A 21,679-nucleotide genomic window follows, 5' to 3' on the forward strand; every position below is an offset into this window, starting at 1 on the left:
CAATAGATCGGGATACGAAACCGATGTCGCAGGACGGTTTTCTTAACCGCCCAGCCTACCAGCTGAGGGTGACGCCCGCCCGCAGGGTCCGGGGCGGGCCATAGCCGGCGACGCCGTCGGCGGTTTGGGAGACCTCGACATCCTCATCGAACAGATTGTCGGCGACGGCGTAGAGGGTGACGCCGTCGCGCAGGGCGTAGTCGGCGCGGGCGTCCAGCGTCAGGGCGGCGTCCAGGGTGCGGCTGTTCAGGTCGTCGTCGAAGCGGGCGCTCTCGTAGCGGGCGCGGCTGGACAGGGTCAGGCGGTCGCCGGCGCGCCAGTCGATCCCGGCGGTGGCGCTCCACTCCGGCGCCTGGGCGGGCCTCAGGCCGGTCAGCCGGGGCGCGGAAGTCCCGCCGTCCATCTCCGCATCGGTCCAGCTGACGGCGGCGGTCAGGGTGACGCGGTCGAGGCGCTGTCGGGCGTTCAGCTCGATCCCGGTGGCCTCAATGGTCCCGGCGTTCTGGCGCTGACGCAGGACGCCGCCGGCCGGCACGAAGCCGCCGCGGGGCAGGGCGGCGACGACGCCAGGGCCGGTCCCGATGGTGACATTGACGATGGCGTCCTCGATCCGGTTCCGGAACAGGGTGGCGCCGAAGGTGGTCGTCTCGCGGTCCCACGACAGGCCGGTCTCGATCCCCTGCAGCCGCTCGGGCTCCAGATCGGGATTGGATTCGGTGATGTCGTTGCCGACCCGGAACGGGCGATGCAGCTCATTGATCGTCGCCGGCCGGAAGCCGGAATAGGCGGCGGCGCGGGCGGCCCATCCTGCGCCGAGGTCGCGGCGCACCGCGACCCTTGCCGAGGTGACTTCACCGGAGTGGTCGGCATAGGTTTCGTCCAGCAGGGCGGCGCCGGTCGCGCGGTCGAGCTCCAGCCGATGGCCGTCGGCGTTCTTCCACTGATCCAGACGCAGGCCCCCTGCGACCAGCCAGGGTCCGCCCGTCCATGAGCCCTCCGCATAGCCGCCGATGACGGAGGTCTCGCCGCCCGCATAGCGGTCGCGGGTGAAGCGGTTGAGCGGGGCGGACCAGCTGAACCGCTCCTGGGTCTCGCCCTCGGCATAGCGGGCGTCGGCGCCCAGCTCCCACTCCAGCCGCCCGCCGAACAGGTCGATGGCGCTCTGGCGCAGGGCGAGGTTGGCGCCCCAGCCGGTGGCGGGGGTGGCGTACTGATCGTTGGCCGGGGTGGTGGCCGACCGGTCCGCCGCGACGGAGGCGGAGGCGTTGGAAAAATCGCTCTCGCGCCGCCACACCTGCGCGCGCCAGCCGAGGGCGCCTTTCGACGGCGTGCGGCTCAGCGTCGCGGAATACCCTTGGCCACTGGCCGAAGAGCGGGTGTTCAGAAGCCCGGAGCCTCGGTCCTCATCATAGGCCGAGGCGCGCAGGGACAGGGCGGTCAGGGCGTCTATCCCGACGTCGGCGCGCAGGGCCGCGCTCCTGGTATCCAGATCGAGCGGCGTATCGGCCGCGCCCGCCGCCGCGCCGCGCACGGGGACATAGCCGTCGGAATGATCCAGCAGGACCGAGCCGGTGATCGCCACGCGGCCGCTCTTCAGCGTGGTCGCCGCCGCCAGCCGCCGGCCGCCGTCCTCGCCGACCGAGGCGTCCAGCATGCCGCCCTCGCCGTCGCGTTCCCGAAGCGCGATGACCCCGGTCAGGGCTCCGGCGCCGTAGGGGCCGGCCCCCGCGCCGCGCACGATGTCGAGGCTCTCCAGAGACTCCGGCGCCACTTGCGACCAGATCACCCAGCCGCCGAAGGGATCGTTCAGCGGCACGCCGTCCAGCGTCACCAGCGTCCGCCCGGCGCCCGACGGAGCGATGGCGCGCAGGCTGATCCCCTGCGTCGTCGGATTGGCGCCGAGGCTGGAGGTGCGGCGGAACAGGGAGACGGCGGGCACGGTCGCCAGGGCCTCGTCCAGACGGGTCGACCGGTCCAGCGTCTCCTGATCCAGCCGGATCACCGAAAAGGCGGCCTCGCCCGCGGCAGGCGGCAGGCGGGCGGCGGTGACCACCACCTCGGGAAGGATGTCAGGTTGGGGCGGCGGGGGAGGGATCTGCAACATCGAGCGTCACAATACGCGACTTCCGCTCCGGTTGCGCCGCCAATGGCTCAGGCGGCTTCAACCTGTATTTCAGCCTCGCCCGAGAGCGCCAGACGGATGGCGTTCAGCAGGGCGTCGGCCTGGATCGGCTTCTGCGCCACACCATTCATTCCGGCGGCCAGATAAAGGCGTTCGTCCTTCGGATCGGCGTTGGCGGTCAGGGCCAGGATGGGGATACAGGCCTCGGCGCCCGGCAGGTCGCGGATCGCGCGCGTCGCCTCGACCCCGTCCATGACCGGCATCTTGATGTCCATCAGGACCAGATCGAACCGTTCGGTCTGGACCCGCTCGACCGCCTCGCGCCCGTTCTCCGCCGTGGCGGTGGTGCAGCCGAACAGCTCCAGCATCTTTGAGGCCACGAAGCGGTTGGTGGCGTTGTCGTCCACGATCAGGACGTGGAGGGTTTCATGCGGCGTCGGCTCGACGATCTTCTCGCGCGGGTCGCGCATTTCCGGCCCGGCCTCAGGCAGGGCGACGGTGAAGCGGAAGCGGGCCCCGCCCTGCGGCGAGCGCTCCACGGCGATGGATCCGTTCAGGCGTTCGACGATCTGGCGGCAGATGGCGAGGCCCAGCCCTGCGCCGGCGCCCTCGCGCCCCGCCTGACCGGTGTTGAAGGGATCGAAGATGGTCGCGGCGGCGGCCTCGGACACGCCCGGACCGCTGTCGTCGACCATGCCGGTCACGACCAGATCGCCGTCGCGCGTGGCGCTTTCGATCCGCACCTCGACCCCGCCGGCCTGGGTGAACTTCAGGGCGTTGCCGATCAGGTTGTTGAACAGCTGTTTCAGCCGCATCTCGTCGCCGACGACCCAGTCGCCGGCGGTGGTGTCGCAGATGACGGACAGGGTCAGGCCCTTCTCCTCGGCGCGCGGGCTCCACAGGGCCGCGAGGTCCTCGCCCAACCGGTCCAGATGCACGGGCGCGGTCTCGAAACTCATCAGTCCGGCGTCGGCGCGCGACATGTCCAGGGCGTCGGTGAGCAGCCGCAGCAGGCTCTGGCCGGAATCGAGAATGGTGCGGACATAGGGGCGCATCTTCGCCTGGGTCAGCTCCCGCTCCATCAGGGCGGCGACGCCCAGAACCCCGTTCAGGGGCGTGCGGATCTCATGGCTCATCACCGCCAGGAACTCGGACTTGGCGCGGCTGGAAGCGCGGGCCTCCTGCTCGGCCCGGCCCAGATCGCGAACGAGCGTGCTCATCTCCTCGGCGCGCTTGCGGTGGATGACGGCGCCGGCCTGCAGCACATGGACCCCGGCGCCGACGCCGACATATCGGCCGCCCGAGGTGACGATGAAGCCGTTCAGCAGCCCGCCCAGATCGGAGGCGTCCATGCTCTGGAACAGGATGGCGGCGTCGGCCTGGGCGTCGAGGATGCGGGGGCGCTCGTTCATCAGGCTGGTGGCCGGGCGGCGGGCGTAGAGGGCGCGGCCGAACTCGGCGGCCATCTTCAGGGTGAAGGCGTTGCGCTCGATCAGGCCGACGGGACGATCATCCGCATCGACGACGGCGATCACCAGGGTGTTGGGCTCTGACTGGAACCGATCGAAGATCTGCGCGCCCGGGGTATCCGGAGACACGGCCGCTACCGCGCTGATGAAATCCCCGATCCGGGCCATACAAAACTCCCCTGTTCGAAGGGGCGTTTAGGGGCGAGGATTTAACGCCGGCTTTGCCGGAAATGAAGGTTTTTAGATCATATCGTGACGGGTGTTCCGGGTCCGGAATTAAAGTCGCGTGAGCAACTCCGCCGCGAACTCCGACAGGGTGTCGTCGCGCGCGCCCATGACGATGATCCGGTCGCCGGGTTTCGCCAGTTCAATGATGCGGTCGCCGCAGGCGGGGCGGTCGTGCAGCGCCTCGGCATTGCGGCCCAACGCCCGGACCCCGGCGGCGATGTCTTCGGATCCTACGCTGCGGTCGGTCGTGCCGCCGTAATAGACGGGCTCGGGCATGACCAGCACATCCTCCGGACGCATCAGCCCGGCGAAGCCCTCGATGAACTCGGACTTCATCAGCTTCAGCGGGCCGAAGCCGTGCGGCTGGAACAGGATCAGCAGCCGGCCGTCGAAGGCGTGCAGCGTCTTAAGGGTCGCGGCGATCTTGTCGGGGTTGTGGGCGAAGTCGTCGATGACGGTGACGCCGTTCTTCGTGCCCACCACCTCCATCCGGCGACGGATGCCGGCGAACCCCTCCAGCGCCCTGACCGCCGCCTCCAGCGGCACGCCGAGCGCGCGCACGGCGCCGAGGGCCGCGAGCGCATTGGCGACATTGTGGGCGCCGGGAACGTTGAGCACGGCCTTCAGTCGCACCCCGCTCGACCGCTCGACGAGGTCGAAGGTCATGCCGGTCGGCAGGGGCTTGAGATCATGGGCCGACAGGTCGGCGTCCTCATTGCCGAGGGCGAAGGTGACGACGGCGTCCGCGCGACCGTCATCGACCATCGTCTGCGCGAGCGCGGCCGTCTCGACGTTGTCGAGGTTGAGCACCGCCGTCTTCGCCCGGCCGGTGAAGCCGCCGAACAGGTCGCGCAGCTCCTCCATCGATTTGTGGTCCAGCGAGATGTTGGAGACCACGGCGACGGTGGGATTGTACCGCGCGATGGAGCCGTCCGACTCGTCCACCTCGGCGACGAACAGGTCCGGGCCGCCGATCAGGGCGCTGGCGAAGGGATGGTCGGCGTCGGCGAAATTCTTCATCACGGCGCCGTTCATCACCGTCGGCTGGCGGCCCGCCGAATGCAGGATCCAGGCGACCATGCCGGTGATGGTCGACTTGCCGCTGGTGCCCGCGACTCCGACCGAGGTCGGGGCGGCGTTGAACAGCTGCGACAGAAGCTGGGGCCGGGTGACGATGGTCGCGCCCGCGCGTTTCGCCGCCCCGATGTCGGGGACGGTGTCCTCGATGGCGCCGGTGGCGACGACGATCTGTTCGGCCCGCGTCACGCCCGATCCGTCCTGCGGATGCAGGGTCACGCCGTGGGCGCGCAACCAGTCGAACTTCTCCGGCGTGCGGCCCTGATCCAGCGCCCGGTCCGAGCCCTCGATCCGGCGGCATTCCTGAGCCTGAACGATCATGGCCAGGGGCAGCATGCCGGAGCCGCCGATTCCGCAGAAGAAGTAGGAGACGTCTTGGGTCATCAGGTCTTAGAACAGGACTTGGCCGCAAACCGCCAGTGGGTTCGCGGCCGGAACGGGTTTTCGGAGGCTTCGTGACGCTTGAAATCGATCCGGGCAAGACCGCCCTCGTCCTCATCGACCTTCAGGCCGGGATCCTCGGCAATACGCTGGCGCCCTACGATAGTGAGACGGTGGTCGCGAACGGCCTGACCCTGGCGCGGGCGGTCAAGGCGGCGGGCGGCGTGGTGGTCGCGGTCAACGTCAGCTTCGGGCCCGGGCGGATCAACGGGCCGCAGGGGCTGATCGACAATCCGGTCTCCACCGATCCGGTCCCGGCGAACTATGCGGAGATCGTCCCCGAGCTGCTGGAACTGGCCGACATCACGATCACCAAGCGCCAGTGGGGCGCCCTGCACGGCACGGAGCTCGACACCCTGCTGCGCCGGCGCGGCGTCGACACCATCATCGTCGGCGGGATCGCGACGAACTTCGGCGTCGAGTCGACCGTGCGCGAGGGCTGGTCGCACGGCTATTCGATGATCGTCGCCGAGGACGCCTCGACGACCTTCTCGGCGGCCATGCAGGACTTCCCGATGAAGCTGGTCTTCCCCCGCATCGCCCGGGTGCGGTCGGTGGCGGAGATCGTCGAGTCGCTGGGGGCAGCCGCATGACCGAGGCCCCGCGTGAGAGGCTGAGAGACCGGCTTGTAGACATCGTCTTCGGCAGGCCGAGCACGCCCGAAGAGCTGGCGACCGCTCGCGAAGCCGCCCTGCCGTCTCAGATAGACCAGCCGCTCAAGGTTGCCGAGTGGGGCTTGGCTGCCCTGCTGCTGGTGGCCTTCCTTTGGCAACGCGGGTGGTTTCCGTTCATGGATTCGAAGCTCAATTCCTGGTGGTTCATGGGCATCCTCGGAGTGCTCATCCTCCTGCGGCTGGTCAGGGAACAGCTTGAGAAACACTACCAACGTCGCGCCAAAGCCCGGATGACGCCCACCCCATGATGGCCAATACCTTCAAGATCGGCGTCGTCTGCGTCAGCTCCCGGTTCGCGAAGGAACGGGCCGAGCAGGTCGAGGCCTGGATGGCCGAGCACCACCCGGAAGGCGACATCGCGGTCACCTTCCACCCCGCCTGCTTCATGAAGCACGGCCATTTCGCCGGCGACGACCGGGCCCGCGCCGACGCCTTCGTCGAATACGCCAACGATCCGCGCTTTGACGCCATCTGGTTCGCGCGCGGCGGCTACGGCTCGTGCCGCATCGTCGAGGACGTCATTCCGCGCCTGAACGACGTCGCCCGGACCAAGCGCTATATGGGCTATTCCGACGTCGGGACCCTGCTGGCCGGGATGTACAAGGCCGGGTTCAAGCATCTCGCCCACGGGCCGATGGCCTCGGATTCCGTGCGCCACGACGCCACCGCCGAGCGCGCCCTGGCCTGGCTGGTCAGGGGCGACGAGCAGGGGCTGGAGCCGTCGCTGGCGATCGACAAAAAGAAGGCCGTCGCCTTCAACCTGACCATCATAGACCAGCTGGTGGGCACGCCGCTGGAGCCCGACCTGACCGACCACGTCCTGATGATCGAGGAGGTGTCCGAGGCGCTCTATCGCGTCGACCGGATGATGTTCCACCTGACCAGCCAGCCGTCGATCCGCAAGGTCGCGGGCATCCGTCTGGGCCGGGTCTCGGACGTGACGCCGAACGACCCGGACTTCGGCCTGACCGCGCAGGAGATCGTCCGCTACTGGTGCCGCCGTTCGGGCATCCCCTTCCTCGGCAAGGCGGACATCGGCCACGACGGCGACAACAAGATCGTGCCCTTCGGCTGAGCCTCCGTCCGGCGTGAGAATGATGCGCGGCGGACACGCCTGTCCCGCGTCGTTAACGCCTGTTAAGCGAGGTCTATCGACACCGGCGAATTGTCAGGGCCAGATGCGGGCGATGGAGCCGTTTGGCGCACCACTGTTGACGGCCTGGGCGCGCGCCGCCGCCGTCGGGATGGTGTGGCTGGTCGTCTCGGGTTTTACGGCAGGTCCGGAGCCGGCGTCGGGGGGCGCCGCTTCGGTCCCGGGGATAGGGGCTGTCGAGAGCCGGAGCTTCATCACCAGCGATGGGGCCCGCCTTCACTATCTGGAGGCGGGCCCCGGACCTGATCAACTCGCTGGCGGGTCACCCACCGTCGTCTTCGTGCCGGGGTGGACCATGCCGGGGTGGATTTTCGAGCGCCAGATCGACGCCCTGAAGGGTCGTTTCCACGTCCTCGCCCTGGATCCGCGCGGTCAGGGGGAGAGCGAGGTCACGGCCTTCGGCTACAGCTACGAACGGCGCGGTCGCGACATCGGCGACCTGATCGATCATGCGGCGTCCGGTCCGGTGGTGCTGGTCGGCTGGTCGCTGGGGGTGCTGGACAGCCTCGCCTATGTGGCGGGGCAGGGGGACGGGCGGATCGCCGGCCTCGTCCTGATCGACAACTCCGTGGGCGAGGAGCCGGCGCCGGTCCCCCGATCCGGCGCCTCGACCGCCAGTCCGGCGGATCGCGCCGACATTCCCGAGGACGAACGCCGCCGCCGCCGCGCCGCCTTCATCGCCTCCATGTTCGCTCATGATCCGGGAGCGGACTATCGCGCGCGCCTGACCGATCAGGCCCTGCGCATGACCCAGGCCGACGAGCGCCGCCTGCTGGCCTATGACGTTCCGCGCAGCTACTGGCGCGCGGCCCTGCATTCGACCGACAAGCCGGTCCTGTACGTCGTGCGGCCGCGTTTTCGGGCCCAGGGCGAGAACCTGATCCGCACCCATCCCGACGCCCGGATGGAGGTGTTCGAGACCGCCGGCCACGCCCTGTTCGTCGATGAAGCCGACCGGTTCGACGCCCTGTTGATCGAGTTTCTGGATCACCGGGTCGCCCGTCGCGCGACCGGGGAGACCGTCCATTGAAGGCCGTCGCCAATAGCCGTGCGGCCCTGATGCCCCTGTTCCTGATCGCGCTGGGCGTGGTCGGGATCGAGAACGCCCTGACCCGCTACTTCGCCGTCGCGAAATGGTCGGAGTACGGCTACTGGATCATCTCGATCGTCATGGCGGGTTTCGCGCTTTCGGGCGTCTTCGTCGCCCTGTTCCGCGACACGGTGGCGAAGTCGGGCGTGGTGCTGAGAGCCATCCTGCCCGCGGCCATGATCCTGGCCGCCGCCTTCGGCTTCCAGATGGTGACGGCCAATCCGTTCAATCCGCTGCAGCTGCAGAACCCGACCACCTGGCCGGATCAGGTTCGGAACATCGGCCTTTATTATGCGGCCCTGCTGCCCTTCTTCTTCCTGGCCGGTCTCTACATCTCCCTGATCTTCGTGCTCAATCACCGGGAGATCGGGCGGGTCTACGGCTATGATCTGATCGGCGCCGGGCTGGGCTCGGCCGTAGCGCTGGGCCTGATGTTCGTGGTCCATCCCTTCCTGCTGGCGCCGGTGCTGCTGATACCGCTGGCGCTCGGGCCGTGGTTCCAGCCGGGACGCAGCCGCTGGATCGGCGGCCTGCTGGCCCTCGCGGCCCTGGTCGGCGGAGAATACGTCCTCTTCACCGGCGTGGCCCCGACATTCAGCGAGTTCAAGGCCATCTACGCCCCGATGAACACGCCTGGCGCCAGGGTCGTCGCCGAGATTCGCGCGCCGCGCGGCCACTATCTTCTGCTCGATGACTTCACCGAGCGGGTCGACGCCGACGTCTCCAACAATGCGGGATTGATGGGCATCGCGGGTCCGCCCCCGACCTATGGTCTGTATCGCGACGGCAATCGCATCGCCTCGCTTCCGAAAGCCTTCGGCCGCGACGCCGCCTATGCGCCCAGCGCGCTGAGCGCCGCCCCCTATGTGCTCAGGCCCCATGCCGAGACCCTGCTGGTCGGCCTTTCGGGCGGCTTCCGCATTGCCGAGGCGAAAGCGCTCGGCGCCGCCAACATCGACGGCGTCGAGGGCGAGCCGGTGCTGAAGGACGCCCTGATCCACGGCCTCGGCCCGTCGCCCGCGATGGCGAGCGACCCCAGCGTGCGCCTGCTCGACGGCGGTCCGATCGCGGCGGCCTGGCGCGCGGGGCCGGACCGCTATGATGTCATCGACGTGTCGGCCGACTTCGTCGATGCCGCGCCCGCCAACGTCACCGGCGTCACGGTCGAGGCCATGCAGGCCTATCTGGCGGCGTTGCGACCCGGCGGGATGGTGTCGATCTCCGTCTCCATCCGCGACTTCCCCGTCTACGCCCTGCGCGTCGTCTCGACCGCGCGCGAGGCCCTGCTGGTGGCGGGCGTCGCCGATCCGTCCGCCCACGTCATGATCTACCGCTCGGCCTGGAATGCGCGGATCCTGATCAGCCCGACGGCGTGGTCCACGACCGACATCGCGGCGCTCAAGGCCTTCTGCGCCGCCCGCTCCTTCGACGTCTCCTGGGCTCCCGGAATGGACGTCGCCGCCGCCCGCGCCAGCCTGTTCAACGACCTGCCCGGCGTCTCCTTCGAGACCGGCCAGATGACCTCGAACGGTCCCGACGACGCCATCGCCAATGAGGTCGGCGCCGTTCTGGCCGGGCGGCCGTCCGCCTCCAGCGGCGCCTTCCACATCCGCCCGGCGACGCTCGATCGCCCGGCCTTCTATTCCTCCCTGCGCATCGAGCGTCCCCAGACCCTGATCAAGCGGCTCGAGGTCCTGCCGCAGGCCGAGATCGGGGCGCTGGTCAACGTCGCCGTCCTCGGTCAGGCCATCCTGATCGCCCTTCTGGTGTTGGCCGCGCCCGCCCTGTTCGTGCGCCGCAAGGGGATGGCGGAGGAGCCGCGACGCCTGTGGCCCGTGCTCTATTTCCCGGCGCTGGGTCTCGGCTTCCTCTTCATCGAGATCCTGCTGATCGACCGGGCCGCCTTCTATCTGAACGACTATTCCTCGGCCTTCGCCCTGGTCCTGACCTCCATGCTGATCTTCTCCGGCCTCGGCAGCATGATCGCGGGCAAGGTCGGCGGCATGCCCAAGGCCGCCTCGGCCATCGGCCTGATCGTGGTCCTGGCCTGGATCGCGGCCATGCTGATCGGGGGCGAGGACTATCTGATGCGGACGCTGGACCAGCCGCTGTGGATGCGGGCGGCCACGGTCGTTCTGGCCGCCGCCCCGGTGTCGCTGGCGCTGGGCATGCCCTTCCCGCTGGGCCTGATCTCGGTCGGCGACGGCCGGGCCCTGCCCTGGGCCTGGGGGCTGAACGGCGCCTTCTCCGTGGTCGCCACGCCCCTCGCCAATCTGATGAGCCGCGATGTCGGCTTCTCGTCCCTGCTGATCGCCGCCGCCGGTCTCTATGCGGTCGCCTTCCTCGTCCTGCCGGTCGGGGTGAAGGCCGCAAAGGCTGTCCGCGCACCCGCGACTGACCCCGTTCCCAACCCCTCGGGCGCCGCCCCGACGCCGCTGGAGTTTCCCGCATGACGACCTCGACGATGGATCGCCGCGCCCTTCTGGCCGGCGCCGCCGGTCTCGCCGCCCTGCCTCTGGCCGCCTGCGACGACAAGGCGATGAAGGACGTGCAGGCGCGGCTGAACCCGACGCAGGGCGCCGCCGAAACGGCGCCCGCCGCTACGCCCGCAACCGCCACCGCGGCGCCCGGAACCGGCCCCGTCGCCTCGGCCGTGGTCAATGGCGTCAAGGCGGCGTCCAGCCCCTGGACCTTCGCCGCCTTCCAGGCCGCCATGGAGGCCTCGGGCCGCCCCAGCGCCATCACCGAGCCCCAGTGGGCCGAGATCCAGACCCGCAAGCCCGCCGCCATCGCCCGGATCAAGACCTATCTCGAAGGCCGCTTCAACGGCGTCGCCGATCCAAATGTGCTGGCCGCCTTCGAGGCCGTGCCGCGCGAATATTTCCACTACGCCTACGCCCAACAGGCCTCGACGGCGTACCAGGCCTATGAGGCCGATCCCAAGCCCTGGGCCATCGGCCATGGCTCGGTCCTCTCCGACTATCTGGGGCAGGCCTATATGACCCAGCTGGCGGCGCCCAAGCCGACCGACGTGACGCTGGAGATCGGGACCGGATCGGGCTTCCAGTCATCCCTGCTCAGCCGCGTGGTGCGCGACGCCTACACCATCGAGATCATCGAGCCGATCGGCCGGGCGGTGGACAGGATCTTCGCTCCGCTCGGCTATTCCAACGTCCACGGCAAGGTCGGCGACGGCTATTTCGGCTGGCCCGAGGTCACCGAAGGCTTCGACACTATCATGCTGACCTGCGTGGCCCAGTACGCCCCGCCCGAGCTGTTCCGCCAGCTCAAGCCCGGCGGCAAGCTGATCATCCCGATCGGCCAGCCCTTCCGCCGGGGCCAGGTCCTCTATGTCTATACCAAGGACGCCGAGGGCCGGGTCCACAGCCGCCGCGACGTCGGCGTCTTCTTCATCCCCATGACCGGCGCGATGCAGGCGCGGCCCAAGCCGGGCTGATATCGACCGGACACGGACGATCCGCCCCGAAAGCGCCCGTGTTTCATCGCTGCAACAGCCGTCAGCGATGTCAAACCGTCATCGGACTGAGCGGAATCCGTCGACGAAGCGCGCCTAGATCGCCCCATCCGCGACACCTTGTCGCCATGGATGTTTCCGGGGGGATCTCAAATGTCTTTGTCCAGAATGCTCGCGGGCGGCTCAGCCCTGGCGGTCCTCGCGCTCGCCGCCGCGCCGGCCTACGCCCAGCAGACGACGGCCGCGGTGCGCGGCGTCGTGGTAGACGCCAACGGCGTCGCCTTGTCCGGCGCGACCGTCACCGTGACCCACGTCCCGACCGGCGCCGAGCAGGTCATCGTCACCAACGCCGAGGGCGGCTTTGACGTGCGCGGCCTGCGAGTCGGCGGTCCGTACCGGATCATGGCGGTCGCCCCCCACTTCGCCTCCCAGACCATCGAGGACCTGTCGCTGAACGTCGGCGACGCCCAGCGCGTGCGCCTGACCCTCGCCCCCGTCGACGAACTGTCCGAGGTCGTGGTCACCGGCGCCCGCCGCGCCACCACGACCCAGTTGGCCAACGTCGGCTCGCGCACCACCATCAACCGCGAAGGCATTGAATCGGTCGTCTCGGTCCGCCGCGACATCCGCGACATCGGCCGCCGCGACCCGCTGGCCAGCCTCGACTTCGTGGCGCGCAGCACCGGCCCTTCGGGCGGCCTCTATATCGCCGGCTCCTCGCCGCGCGCCAACCGCATCACCATCGACGGCGTCCGGTCGCAGGACAGCTACGGCCTGAACACCGGCGGTCTGTCGACCAACCGCGGCCCGGTCTCCTTCGAGGCGCTGGAGCAGATGTCGATCCAGGCCGTGCCCTTCGACGTCGAGGACGGCGACTTCACCGGCGGCGCCCTGAACCTGATCCTGCGTTCGGGCTCGAACCAGTTCCACGGTTCGGCCTTCTACAACTACCGCTCGACCGACCTGGCGGGCGATACCCTGCCGCTCGTCGGTTTCACCGGCAACGACATCCTCCAGGCGCCGCTGGCCGGTGAGCGCAAGGTCGTCAACACGATCGACGAGGACAACTACGGCTTCTTCCTCTCGGGTCCGATCATCCCCGATCACCTGTTCTTCGCGGCCTCGTACGAGAAGTTCACCAGCTTCGACACCACCGGCACGGGGCCGCTGGGCGCCGGCTTCGCCAACGTCTTCAACCGCATCCCGGGCGTCTCGACCGGGACGGGCGCGACCCAGGCCGACATCGACGCGGTCCTTGCCAACTGGAACGGCTATGCCGCCTCGACCCTGCTGAAGCCGGGCACGGTCGCCCAGGTCGAGCCGATCATCGACGAGAAATATTCGCTGAAGCTCGACTACGACATCATCGACGGCCAGCGCCTGTCGGCGACCTACCGTCACGCCGAAAGCTCGGTGTGGAAGCGCAGCCCTTCGGGGACCAGCATCAGCCTCGACACCAACTGGTACGTCCAGCCCGAGGTCGAGGACAACTATTCGATCCAGCTGAACTCGCGCTGGAACAACGTCTTCTCGACCGAAGGCCGCGTCGCCTATCGTGAGTACACCCGCGGCCAGCAGCCGCCGGAAGGCCAGGGCTTCGCCAACATCTCGATCTGTACGGACCCGACCAACCCGGCCGGCGGCGCGACCTTCTCGTGCACCTCGGGCACGCCCTCGATCAACTTCGGTCCCGACCAGTTCCGCCAGGCCAACGTCCTGGCCACCAAGGAATACGCCGGGTCCTTCATCGGCAACTTCACCGGTATCGCCGGCCACACGATCAAGGGCGGCTACCAGTACCGCAAGGTCGACATCTACAACCTGTTCCTTCAGCAGGCGAAGGGCGTCTATTACTTCGACTCGGTCGCCGACTTCGTCGCCGGGCGCGCAAACCAGCTGTCGTACGGCAACGCCCTCACCGGCAATACGACCGACGCCGCGGCCGTCCTGAACTATTCGATCCACTCCCTGCTGCTGCAGGACACCTGGGACGTCACCGACCGGCTGACGCTGAACTACGGCCTGCGCTGGGACAACTATGTGTCGGACGTCAAGCCGACGCTGAACGCCAACTTCGTCACCCGCTACGGCTATAACAACCAGCAGAGCTACGACGGCATCGACGTCCTGATGCCGCGCGTCTCGGCCAAGTACAACGGCGACACCTTCGAACTGTCGGGCGGCTTCGGCCTGGTCTCGGGCGGCGTGCCGGACGTCTTCCTCGGCAACAGCTACGGGGCGACGACCGGCGCCCTGACCAACAGCTTCGCCATCCGTCGCCAGGCGGACGGCACCTATTTCGACACCGCCTCCTCGACGGTCATCTCCCAGGCCCAGGGCGACGCCCTGCTGAACCTCAACAAGGCCGACGGATCGTTCATCACCACGCCTTCGGCGACGGCCAACGCCATCCTGACCGCCGACAGCGCCGCGCGTCGCAACGCCTTCACCAACTCCCTGGCGCCCGGCTTCGAAATGCCCTCGGACTGGAAGGCCAACCTCTCCTACAAGACCACCCTCTGGGGCTTCGACCTGGGCTTCGACGGCGTGGTCAGCCGGTCCGAGAACAACGTCGCCTTCCGCGACATCCGTTCGCGCCTGCTGACGGTCAACGGGGTGCAGCAACTGACCCCGGACGGCCGCCTGCGCTACGACGGGCTGCAGATCGCCGGCGCCACCCCGGCCGCCATTTTGGCCGCCCGCGCGGCCCAGGGGCTGCCGGTCGCCTCCAACCCCGACCTCGCCAACCTCGGCCTGTTCGGCGACATCCAGGCCTATAATCCGGATCAGCAGGCCTGGAGCCGCACCGCCGCCTTCTCGGTCGGTCGCGACTTCGGCGACCTGAAGGCCTGGGCTTCCTACGCCATCCAGAAGGGCTCGCAGTACGGCGGCATCTCCGAGTTCGGCACCACCGCCGGCGGCAACGGCACCTCGGGCGCCTACTACACCGACCAGAGCTTCGATCGGGACCCGAACGCCCCGGCGCGCGGCGATGCGAACAACCAGATCGAGCGGGCCTTCAAGCTGAACCTGGCCTACAAGGCCGAGTTCATCCCCGGCTGGGTGTCGCGCTTCACCCTGTTCGGCGAGCGTCACACGGGCCGTCCGATCAGCTTCCTGATGAGCGACCCGGCGGGCAACCGGAACCCGACCTTCGGCGTCAGCCGTGACGACGCCCTGGCCTATATTCCGAACCTGAACGCTCCGGATCCGCTGAACCCGCTGCATTTCGTCGATCAGAACGGCGTCAACGTCTTCTTCGATAGCCAGACCTCGGTCGATCGGCTGAAGGCGGTGGTCAACCAGTTCGGCCTGCCGATGGGCGGCATCCTGAAGCGCGGCATCGGCCGCAACCCCGACGTCGATCGCTTCGACTTCCAGTTCGCCCAGGAAATCCCCAGCCCGGTCCGCGGCAACAGCCTGCTGTTCACCGTGGATGTCGCCAACCTGGGCAATCTGCTGAACAACCGCTGGGGCGTGGTGAAGGAATACTCCAACAGCCGCTCGGGCGCCGTCATCGTCAACGCCCAGTGCGCCACGGCGACCGGGGCCGTCGCCGGCGCCGCCAGCCCGGTCTGCGCCAGCTACCGCTACAGCTACACCACCGCCAATGCGACGACCGTGGCCACCCCGACGGTCGATCAGGCGGCCAGCCTGTGGTCGGTGGTCCTGGGCTTCAAGTACCGCTTCTGACGATGGGAGACGGGGCTGCCCTGCGAGGGGCGGCCCCGACTTTTCTGATCGGCGCCGGCTGGTCACCGGCGACGGATGACGCCACCTTGGCGGCATGACCCTCGACGACCTCGGGCCGCGCATCATCATCCTGGGGCCGTCGAACAGCGGCAAGTCGACCCTCGCTGAGGCCATCGCGCGGGCGAGAGGTCTGACGGCTGTGCACCTCGATCAGCTGCATCACCTGCCGGGGACCGACTGGGTCCAGCGGCCGCCGGAAGAGTTCGTGCGTCTGCACGCCGAGGCCATCGCGAGCGAGCGGTGGGCGATGGACGGGAACTATTCGCGTCTGCTTCCCGCCCGGCTCGAACGCGCCACCGGCGTGATCCGGCTGGAGCTGCCGACGGCCGTCAGCCTCTACCGCTATGCGCGGCGCAGCTGGTTCGAGCGGGGCAGGGTGGGCGGCCTCGAGGGCGGGCGCGACAGCGTGAAGTGGGTGATGATCCACCACATCGCCGTCACCACCCGCTCGAACCGCGCGCGCGATCGCCTCGCCTTCGAGGGCTTCGACCTGCCGAAGATCCGGCTGGCGACGCCCGCCGCGCTGAACGAATTCTACCGCGCCAACGGGCTGACCCGCCCCTAAGCGGCTTCGGCCTGTTCGACCGAGACGGCGTCCAGGGCCTGGACCAGGTCGGCGATCAGGTCGTCCTGATGCTCCAGACCGACCGACAGGCGCAGCAGGCCGTCGGTGATGCCGGCGACCACACGGGCCTCGGGCGTCATGGCGGCGTGGGTCATGGTCGCCGGGTGGGCGATCAGGCTTTCGACGCCGCCCAGCGACTCGGCCAGCGTGAAGGTTTCCAGCGTCTCGACCAGGGTGCGCACGGCCTCGACGCCGCCGACCAGTTCGAAGCTGAGCATCGCGCCCGGGCCCTGCTGCTGGCGCGCGGCCAGGGCGTGGTTCGGATGCGACTTCAGGCCGGGATAGTAGACCGTCTTCACCGCCGGATGGGCCTCCAGCAGGGCGGCGACGTGGCCGGCCGTTTCCTGCTGCCGCTCGATGCGGGTGAACAGGGTGCGGATGCCGCGCATCGTCAGATAGGCGTCGAAGGCGCCGCCGGTCACGCCCCGGCAGTTGGCCCACCAGGCCAGCTCGGCATGGTCGGCCGGATCGGCGGAGATCACCGCCCCGCCGACGACGTCGGAATGGCCGTTGATGTATTTGGTGGTCGAGTGGACCACGATGTCGGCGCCCAGTTCGATCGGGCGCTGCAGGGCAGGCGACAGGAAGGTGTTGTCGGCGACCACCTTGGCCCCGACGGCGTGGGCGCGCACGCAGATGTCGGCGACGTCGACGACGCGCAGCAGGGGGTTGGACGGGGTCTCGACCAGCACCAGTTTGGGGTTCAGGGCGAAGGCCGCGGCCAGGGCTTCCGGGTCGCCCTGATCGACCCACAGGACCTCGAAATGGCCCTTCTTCGCATGGGCGCAGAGCAGGCGGTGGGTGCCGCCGTAGCAGTCGTGCGGGGCGATCAGCAGGTCGCCGGGCGACAGCAGGCTCAGCGGCAGGTCGACCGCGGCCATGCCGGTGGCGGTGACCACGCAGCCGGCGCCGCCTTCCAGCTCGGCCAGGGTCTCGGCCAGGACGTCGCGGGTCGGATTGCCCGAGCGGGCGTAGTCGTATTTCCGCTTCTGGTCGAAGCCGGCGAAGGAATAGTTCGACGACAGATAGAGCGGCGGCATGACCGCGCCGTGCGCCGAATCCTGATCCACGCCCGAGCGGGCGCAGATGGTGCGGATGTCCTTGGCGGAACGGGGGGTACGGGTCACTGGTCGATATCCTTGAGAACGGAGCGGAGGATGTCGCCGACGAAGGCGTCCTCCTTCAGGAAGGCGTCGTGGCCGTACAGGGACGGAGCCTCGACCAGACGCCACAGGGTGGGCAGGCGGGCCGCGAGTTCGCGGATGTCGTCGATCGGCACCAGCCGGTCGGAGGTGAAGCCGACCAGGGTGACGGGGGTGGTGATGGCCTCGGGCGTGACCGAGTGGCGGTCCAGCGAGTCGGACATCGACAGCCAGCGCGAGGGGGTGGTGTGGGTGCGGTAGGCCACGCCGCGCGCGGTCAGGTATTCGCAGACCGGATAGGCCTGACCGGCGGCGAGGGGGGCGGTGGTGTCGAACCGCTCGGAGAACTCCTCGGCGGTGCGATAGGTGGTCATGGCCAGTTCGCGGGCCAGGGCGACGCCGTCTTCGGGCCGGCCGGCCTCGACCGCCAGCTTCAGGATGCGGCGCTGGATGCCGCGCCAGGCGGTGGCCTGGGGATGGGCGCGGTGGGCGGCGGAGACGACGACCAGCTGCTCGGCCCAGCGGGGGAACAGCTCGCCGAAGGCCAGGGCGATCATGCCGCCGTAGGAGCAGCCGACCACGGCCGCCACGGTCTCGGCGCCCAGATGATCCAGCAGCAGGGCCAGAAGACGGGCCTGATCCTGGGTGGTGATGGTGACGAGTTCCTCGCCCTCGGCATCGGCGCCGGGGGCGTAGTCGAAGGCCAGGACCTGACAGCGGCGCAGGTCGATCGGCCCGCCCGCGGTCACCGCGTCCGACCACCAGCCCAGGCCGTTGGTCTCGGTCCGATGCACGAAACGGCCCGCCGAGATGCCGCCGGCGACGACGACCAGCGGCGCGCCTTCGCGGCCGTGCAGCCGGCCGGTGACGGTGGTCTGGTTCAGGCGCTGGCCCGACTGCAGGCGGAAGTCGGCGGGGATTTCGACGACGACGTCGACGGCGTTGCCCTGACGGATACGGCGCAGCTCCGGCACGAAGGCGCGCGGCTTGACGTCCACGCGCACGGCATCGCCGTCGGCGCTACAGAAGGGTTCGGTGGTTTCGGTATCGAAGGCCATCGTCGTCGCATCAGTCCCGCCCAGCAAGGCTCCGATGCGATGACAGATGCGTGGATGCGCCGCCGTAAACCGACGCTCCACTCATCTCTCGCGACCTTCCCCAATCTTGGGAGTTGGCCTCGCAGGAGTTGGCACCGTTCGGACGGAATCCGATGGTTGCCCCGACGTCAAAGGGCCTATCCCTCGGTCGGTCTTGATGAGTGAAATAACCGTGAGGCAAAACAGGGGTTCAGGTCAAGCGGAAAAATCCACCGCATACCCGCGCAACGCTTCGGGAGGTGTGCCGCCCTATACTCGTTGAAACCCGATAATGCGCAAAAAACTTCCACGATGGGGTTGACGGCGGCGTTGAGGCCCGACACCCTTGAGCCAACTTCTTCGCAAGGTTCACCCCGTGATCCGTTCTGGCCGCATCGCCATTTCGATTACCACCGCCGCCGCAGTGACGGCGCGGACGGGCACGCCTGCGCTCACCACCACCGGCGGTATGACCATCACCGGCCCTTCCAGGGCGGGGACAGGTTAGCGCGCGTCGGAACCGACAAGCACCAACCCAGACCCGCCCGGACCCCCGGGCGGGTTTTTTCTTACCCGATCTCCACCCCCGATTTTCCGCACCCCCTTCCGCCTCCGAGACCGAAAATGTCCCATCTCTCCGTCGTTCAGAAATCCGACCCTCTCAAACCGGCCGCCGAACAGGGGGCCGCGCTCGACGTCGTGGTGCTCAAGTTCGGCTCCTCCATCCTGCGCTCCCAGGCCGATGCGCCGGCGGTGGCGTCCGAGGTCTATGGCCACGTCCGCGCGGGGCGGAAGGTGGTGGCGGTGGTCTCGGCCTTCGGCGGTCAGACCGACCGGCTTCTGGCCGACGCCCGCCTGCTGGGCCTCGACCATGAGAACGACCTCCTGCCCGGCTATGTGGCGCTCGGCGAGGAGCAGGCGGCGGCCCTGACGGCGATCGCCTGTGACCGGATCGGGCTGGACGCCGTGGCCCTGTCCGTCCGCGAACTGGGCATCGTCGCCGAGGGCCCGCCCGAGCACGCCCACCCCTGCGACCTGCGCGGCCAGGCCCTGCTGAACGCCCTGTCGGAGCATCAGGTGGTGGTGGTCCCGGGCTTCGGCGCCGTGCGGCCGGACGGCAAGGTGGCCCTGCTGGGCCGCGGCGGTTCGGACATGACGGCGGTCTTCCTCGCCGCCGAACTGGGCCTCAAGCGGGTGCGGCTGGTCAAGGATGTGGACGGTCTGTACGACCGCGATCCGGCCTCGGCCTCGGGCAAGCCGCTGCGCTATCGCCGCGCCTCCTGGGATGATGCGCGCCGTCACGGCGGGGCCCTGGTGCAGCACGACGCCATCGACCTGGGCCAGCAGCGCGGGGTGGAGATCGAGGTCGCGGGTCTGGCGCGCGCCGGCGGCACGGTGGTCGGCGACCATTCCGCCCCTCCCGGACCGTCCGTGCCCGACGCCCCGATCCGGGTCGCCATCGCCGGCTGCGGCGTGGTCGGCGGCGGCCTCCTGGCCCGACTGCTCGGCGATCCCCGCTATCAGGTCACCGGCGTTCTGGTGCGCGATCCGAAGAAGGCGCGCGACGTCGCCGCCCCGTCGGAGCTCTACACCGCCGACCGCGCCGCCTTCCTCGCCCAGAAGCCCGACCTGCTGGTCGAGGCGCTTTCGGAAGGCGAGGCCGGCCACGACCTGATCCGCGAGGCGCTTCAGGCCGGGATCGACGTGGCTAGCGCCAACAAACAGGCCATCAGCCGCGACCCCGCTGGGCTTCAGGCCCTGGCGGATCAGCACAAGGCCCTGCTGGTCTATTCGGCCGCGGTCGGCGGCGGCGCCCCGATGATCGAGACGCTTCGGGCCGCGCGTCATGCCGGTCCGGTCGCCCGCTTCGAGGCGGTGCTCAACGGCACGGTCAACTTCATGCTGGACCGCCTCAGCGCCGGCGCCGACTTCGCCGACGCCCTGGCCGACGCCCGGGTGGCGGGCTTCGCGGAAGAAGATCCGTCTTCGGATCTCGAAGGCCGCGACGCCGCCGCCAAGGTGCGCCTGCTGTCCTATGAGGCCTTCGGCGAGACGCCGGGCGAGGGGACGATCACCTGCGACGTCCTGTCCGACGCCTTTCGCCCGAACGGCGCGCCCGTGCGCCAGATCGGCGCCTGCGTGAAGTCCGACGCCGGGCTCGACGCCACCGTCCTGCTCAACCGCGAGCTCGAGGATCCGCTGTTCCTGGCCCTCCGCGGCGAACGCAATGCGCTCAAGGTCTATGGCGAGGACGGCCGGGTCTGGTCGTGCAAGGGCCGCGGCGCCGGGCGCTGGCCGACGACCGAAAGCGTGCTCGCCGACGTCGCCGACATCGTGCGCGCGCGACACGCCGCTCTCGGGTATCATTAGGTCATGGCGGTCTTCACTCCGGTTTCGGACGATCAGGCGCGAGCCTTCGTCGGCGGCTATCCGGCCGCCGGTGAGTTCGTGTCGCTGCACGCCATCGCCGAGGGGGTGGAGAACACCAACTACCGGCTGGAGACCACCACAGGCCGCTTCGTCCTGACCCTGTTCGAGGGGCGCACCGACGCCGCCTCCCTGCCGTTCTGCCTGGGTTTGACCGACCATCTGGGCGCGGCCGGCTATCCCGCCGCGCGTCCGCTCCGGGACAGATCAGGCGAATGGATCGGCGAGCTGAACGGCCGTCCGGCGGCGGTGGTCGAATGGCTGTCGGGCGTCTGGCTGCGCGAGCCCTCGCCGGACGAGGTCGCCCGCGCGGGCGCGGCCCTGGCCCGTTTCCACCTCTCGGCCCGCCGCTTCGCCGGCCGCCGCGCCAACCCCGTGGGACCGCCGGTCTGGAAGGCCTTGCTCGACCGCTCCGCCTCGGGCGCGACGACGGCCGAGGACCGCCAGCTGGTCGCCGACTGCCGTCAGGCGTTGGAGCGGATCGGCGATCCGTTCACGGACGACCTGCCGTCGGGTGCCATCCACGCCGACTACTTCCCCGACAACGTCCTGTTCGAGAACGGTCAGGTCTCGGGCGTCATCGACGTCTATTTCGGCTGCGACGGCCCCTTCGCCTATGACCTCGCCATCGCCCTGACGGCCTGGGGTTTCGACGGCGAGGGGCGCGAGATCGCGGGCGCGGTCGAGGCCTTCCGGCGCGGCTATGAATCGGTGCGGCTGCTGACCTGGGCCGAGGAGAAGGCCCTGCCGCTGCTCGGCGAGGCGGCGGCCCTGCGCTTCACCCTGACCCGGCTGCACGACCGCATCTTCCACGACCCGACGAAACTGGTGACGCCCAAGGACCCGGCCGCCTTCTTCCGCCGCATGGCCTATTGGCGGGTATCCGAAACGGTCTGATGCCTGACCGGCATCAGTTTCCGGTGAGAG

General features: G+C 69.2%; 15 protein-coding genes and 1 riboswitch. Of the genes, 10 read left to right on the forward strand and 5 right to left on the reverse strand.

The genetic code is table 11. The features are described 5' to 3' along the window. Positions 1-55: 55 nt before the first annotated feature. From ACW172_RS10885 to ACW172_RS10895, 3 genes are all read right to left on the reverse strand, one after another. On the reverse strand, positions 56-2,104 hold the full coding sequence (locus ACW172_RS10885; protein WP_492031556.1) for a TonB-dependent receptor: 2,049 nt from the start codon (positions 2,102-2,104) through the stop codon (positions 56-58). Positions 2,105-2,151: 47 nt separating this feature from the next. Then, complete coding sequence (locus tag ACW172_RS10890) at positions 2,152-3,759, reverse strand: ATP-binding protein (RefSeq protein ID WP_492031557.1); 1,608 nt, start codon at positions 3,757-3,759, stop codon at positions 2,152-2,154. Positions 3,760-3,867: 108 nt separating this feature from the next. After that, positions 3,868-5,280, reverse strand: coding sequence for a UDP-N-acetylmuramate--L-alanine ligase (locus ACW172_RS10895; RefSeq protein ID WP_492031558.1), 1,413 nt, complete (start codon positions 5,278-5,280; stop codon positions 3,868-3,870). 71 nt (positions 5,281-5,351) lie between these two features. On the opposite strand from ACW172_RS10895, the gene ACW172_RS10900 reads away from it, so the two are divergent. The 8 genes from ACW172_RS10900 (at position 5,352) to ACW172_RS10935 (ending at position 16,047) form a co-directional block, all read left to right on the forward strand. Next, complete coding sequence (locus ACW172_RS10900) at positions 5,352-5,930, forward strand: isochorismatase family protein (protein WP_492031559.1); 579 nt, start codon at positions 5,352-5,354, stop codon at positions 5,928-5,930. Beyond that, positions 5,927-6,259 (forward strand): hypothetical protein, encoded by a 333-nt coding sequence (locus ACW172_RS10905; RefSeq protein WP_492031560.1) that lies wholly within the window; start codon positions 5,927-5,929, stop codon positions 6,257-6,259. The genes ACW172_RS10900 and ACW172_RS10905 overlap by 4 nt, the downstream gene beginning before the upstream one ends. Continuing rightward, positions 6,256-7,086, forward strand: coding sequence for an LD-carboxypeptidase (locus ACW172_RS10910; protein ID WP_492031561.1), 831 nt, complete (start codon positions 6,256-6,258; stop codon positions 7,084-7,086). Before ACW172_RS10905 ends, ACW172_RS10910 begins: the two co-directional genes overlap by 4 nt. A gap of 373 nt (positions 7,087-7,459) precedes the next feature. Beyond that, positions 7,460-8,194: an alpha/beta fold hydrolase gene (locus ACW172_RS10915; RefSeq protein WP_492031562.1), complete on the forward strand. Its 735-nt coding sequence runs from the start codon at positions 7,460-7,462 to the stop codon at positions 8,192-8,194. Beyond that, positions 8,191-10,707, forward strand: a complete 2,517-nt coding sequence (locus tag ACW172_RS10920; protein WP_492031563.1) for a spermidine synthase family protein — start codon at positions 8,191-8,193, stop codon at positions 10,705-10,707. Before ACW172_RS10915 ends, ACW172_RS10920 begins: the two co-directional genes overlap by 4 nt. Next, positions 10,704-11,711 carry a protein-L-isoaspartate O-methyltransferase family protein gene (locus ACW172_RS10925; RefSeq protein ID WP_492031564.1) on the forward strand — a complete coding sequence of 336 codons (1,008 nt, stop codon included), beginning with the start codon at positions 10,704-10,706 and terminating at the stop codon, positions 11,709-11,711. The genes ACW172_RS10920 and ACW172_RS10925 overlap by 4 nt, the downstream gene beginning before the upstream one ends. A 171-nt stretch (positions 11,712-11,882) precedes the next feature. After that, the gene (locus ACW172_RS10930) at positions 11,883-15,422 is read left to right on the forward strand and encodes a TonB-dependent receptor (RefSeq protein ID WP_492031565.1); all 3,540 of its coding nucleotides are present in this window, start codon (positions 11,883-11,885) and stop codon (positions 15,420-15,422) included. 94 nt (positions 15,423-15,516) lie between these two features. Beyond that, a complete protein-coding gene (locus ACW172_RS10935; RefSeq protein WP_492031566.1) occupies positions 15,517-16,047 on the forward strand; it encodes a P-loop NTPase family protein in 531 nt (176 codons plus the stop codon). On the opposite strand, the gene metB is transcribed toward ACW172_RS10935, so the two are convergent. Then, the gene (gene metB / locus ACW172_RS10940) at positions 16,044-17,234 is read right to left on the reverse strand and encodes a cystathionine gamma-synthase (RefSeq protein WP_492031567.1); all 1,191 of its coding nucleotides are present in this window, start codon (positions 17,232-17,234) and stop codon (positions 16,044-16,046) included. The two genes, ACW172_RS10935 and metB, sit on opposite strands and share 4 nt — an antisense overlap. Beyond that, positions 17,231-18,307: a homoserine O-succinyltransferase MetX gene (gene metX / locus ACW172_RS10945; RefSeq protein ID WP_492031568.1), complete on the reverse strand. Its 1,077-nt coding sequence runs from the start codon at positions 18,305-18,307 to the stop codon at positions 17,231-17,233. The genes metB and metX overlap by 4 nt, the downstream gene beginning before the upstream one ends. A 78-nt stretch (positions 18,308-18,385) precedes the next feature. Next, a riboswitch (SAM riboswitch) is annotated at positions 18,386-18,510 on the reverse strand. 439 nt (positions 18,511-18,949) lie between these two features. Between metX and ACW172_RS10950 the strand changes: the two genes are divergently transcribed. After that, complete coding sequence (locus tag ACW172_RS10950; RefSeq protein WP_492031569.1) at positions 18,950-20,695, forward strand: amino acid kinase family protein; 1,746 nt, start codon at positions 18,950-18,952, stop codon at positions 20,693-20,695. A gap of 3 nt (positions 20,696-20,698) precedes the next feature. Continuing rightward, positions 20,699-21,649, forward strand: a complete 951-nt coding sequence (thrB, locus tag ACW172_RS10955; protein WP_492031570.1) for a homoserine kinase — start codon at positions 20,699-20,701, stop codon at positions 21,647-21,649. Positions 21,650-21,679 lie beyond the last annotated feature (30 nt).

This window comes from Brevundimonas sp. ALps5 (assembly GCF_058681645.1).

What these genes read in the sequence shown, in the direction of transcription:
- ACW172_RS10885 (WP_492031556.1), bottom strand. Translation starts at nt 2,104, where the DNA reads ATGTTGCAGATCCCTCCCCCGCCGCCCCAACCTGACATCCTTCCCGAG.
- ACW172_RS10890 (WP_492031557.1), bottom strand. Translation starts at nt 3,759, where the DNA reads ATGGCCCGGATCGGGGATTTCATCAGCGCGGTAGCGGCCGTGTCTCCG.
- ACW172_RS10895 (WP_492031558.1), bottom strand. Translation starts at nt 5,280, where the DNA reads ATGACCCAAGACGTCTCCTACTTCTTCTGCGGAATCGGCGGCTCCGGC.
- ACW172_RS10905 (WP_492031560.1), top strand. Translation starts at nt 5,927, where the DNA reads ATGACCGAGGCCCCGCGTGAGAGGCTGAGAGACCGGCTTGTAGACATC.
- ACW172_RS10910 (WP_492031561.1), top strand. Translation starts at nt 6,256, where the DNA reads ATGATGGCCAATACCTTCAAGATCGGCGTCGTCTGCGTCAGCTCCCGG.
- ACW172_RS10915 (WP_492031562.1), top strand. Translation starts at nt 7,460, where the DNA reads ATGCCGGGGTGGATTTTCGAGCGCCAGATCGACGCCCTGAAGGGTCGT.
- ACW172_RS10925 (WP_492031564.1), top strand. Translation starts at nt 10,704, where the DNA reads ATGACGACCTCGACGATGGATCGCCGCGCCCTTCTGGCCGGCGCCGCC.
- ACW172_RS10930 (WP_492031565.1), top strand. Translation starts at nt 11,883, where the DNA reads ATGTCTTTGTCCAGAATGCTCGCGGGCGGCTCAGCCCTGGCGGTCCTC.
- ACW172_RS10935 (WP_492031566.1), top strand. Translation starts at nt 15,517, where the DNA reads ATGACCCTCGACGACCTCGGGCCGCGCATCATCATCCTGGGGCCGTCG.
- metX (WP_492031568.1), bottom strand. Translation starts at nt 18,307, where the DNA reads ATGGCCTTCGATACCGAAACCACCGAACCCTTCTGTAGCGCCGACGGC.
- ACW172_RS10950 (WP_492031569.1), top strand. Translation starts at nt 18,950, where the DNA reads ATGTCCCATCTCTCCGTCGTTCAGAAATCCGACCCTCTCAAACCGGCC.
- thrB (WP_492031570.1), top strand. Translation starts at nt 20,699, where the DNA reads ATGGCGGTCTTCACTCCGGTTTCGGACGATCAGGCGCGAGCCTTCGTC.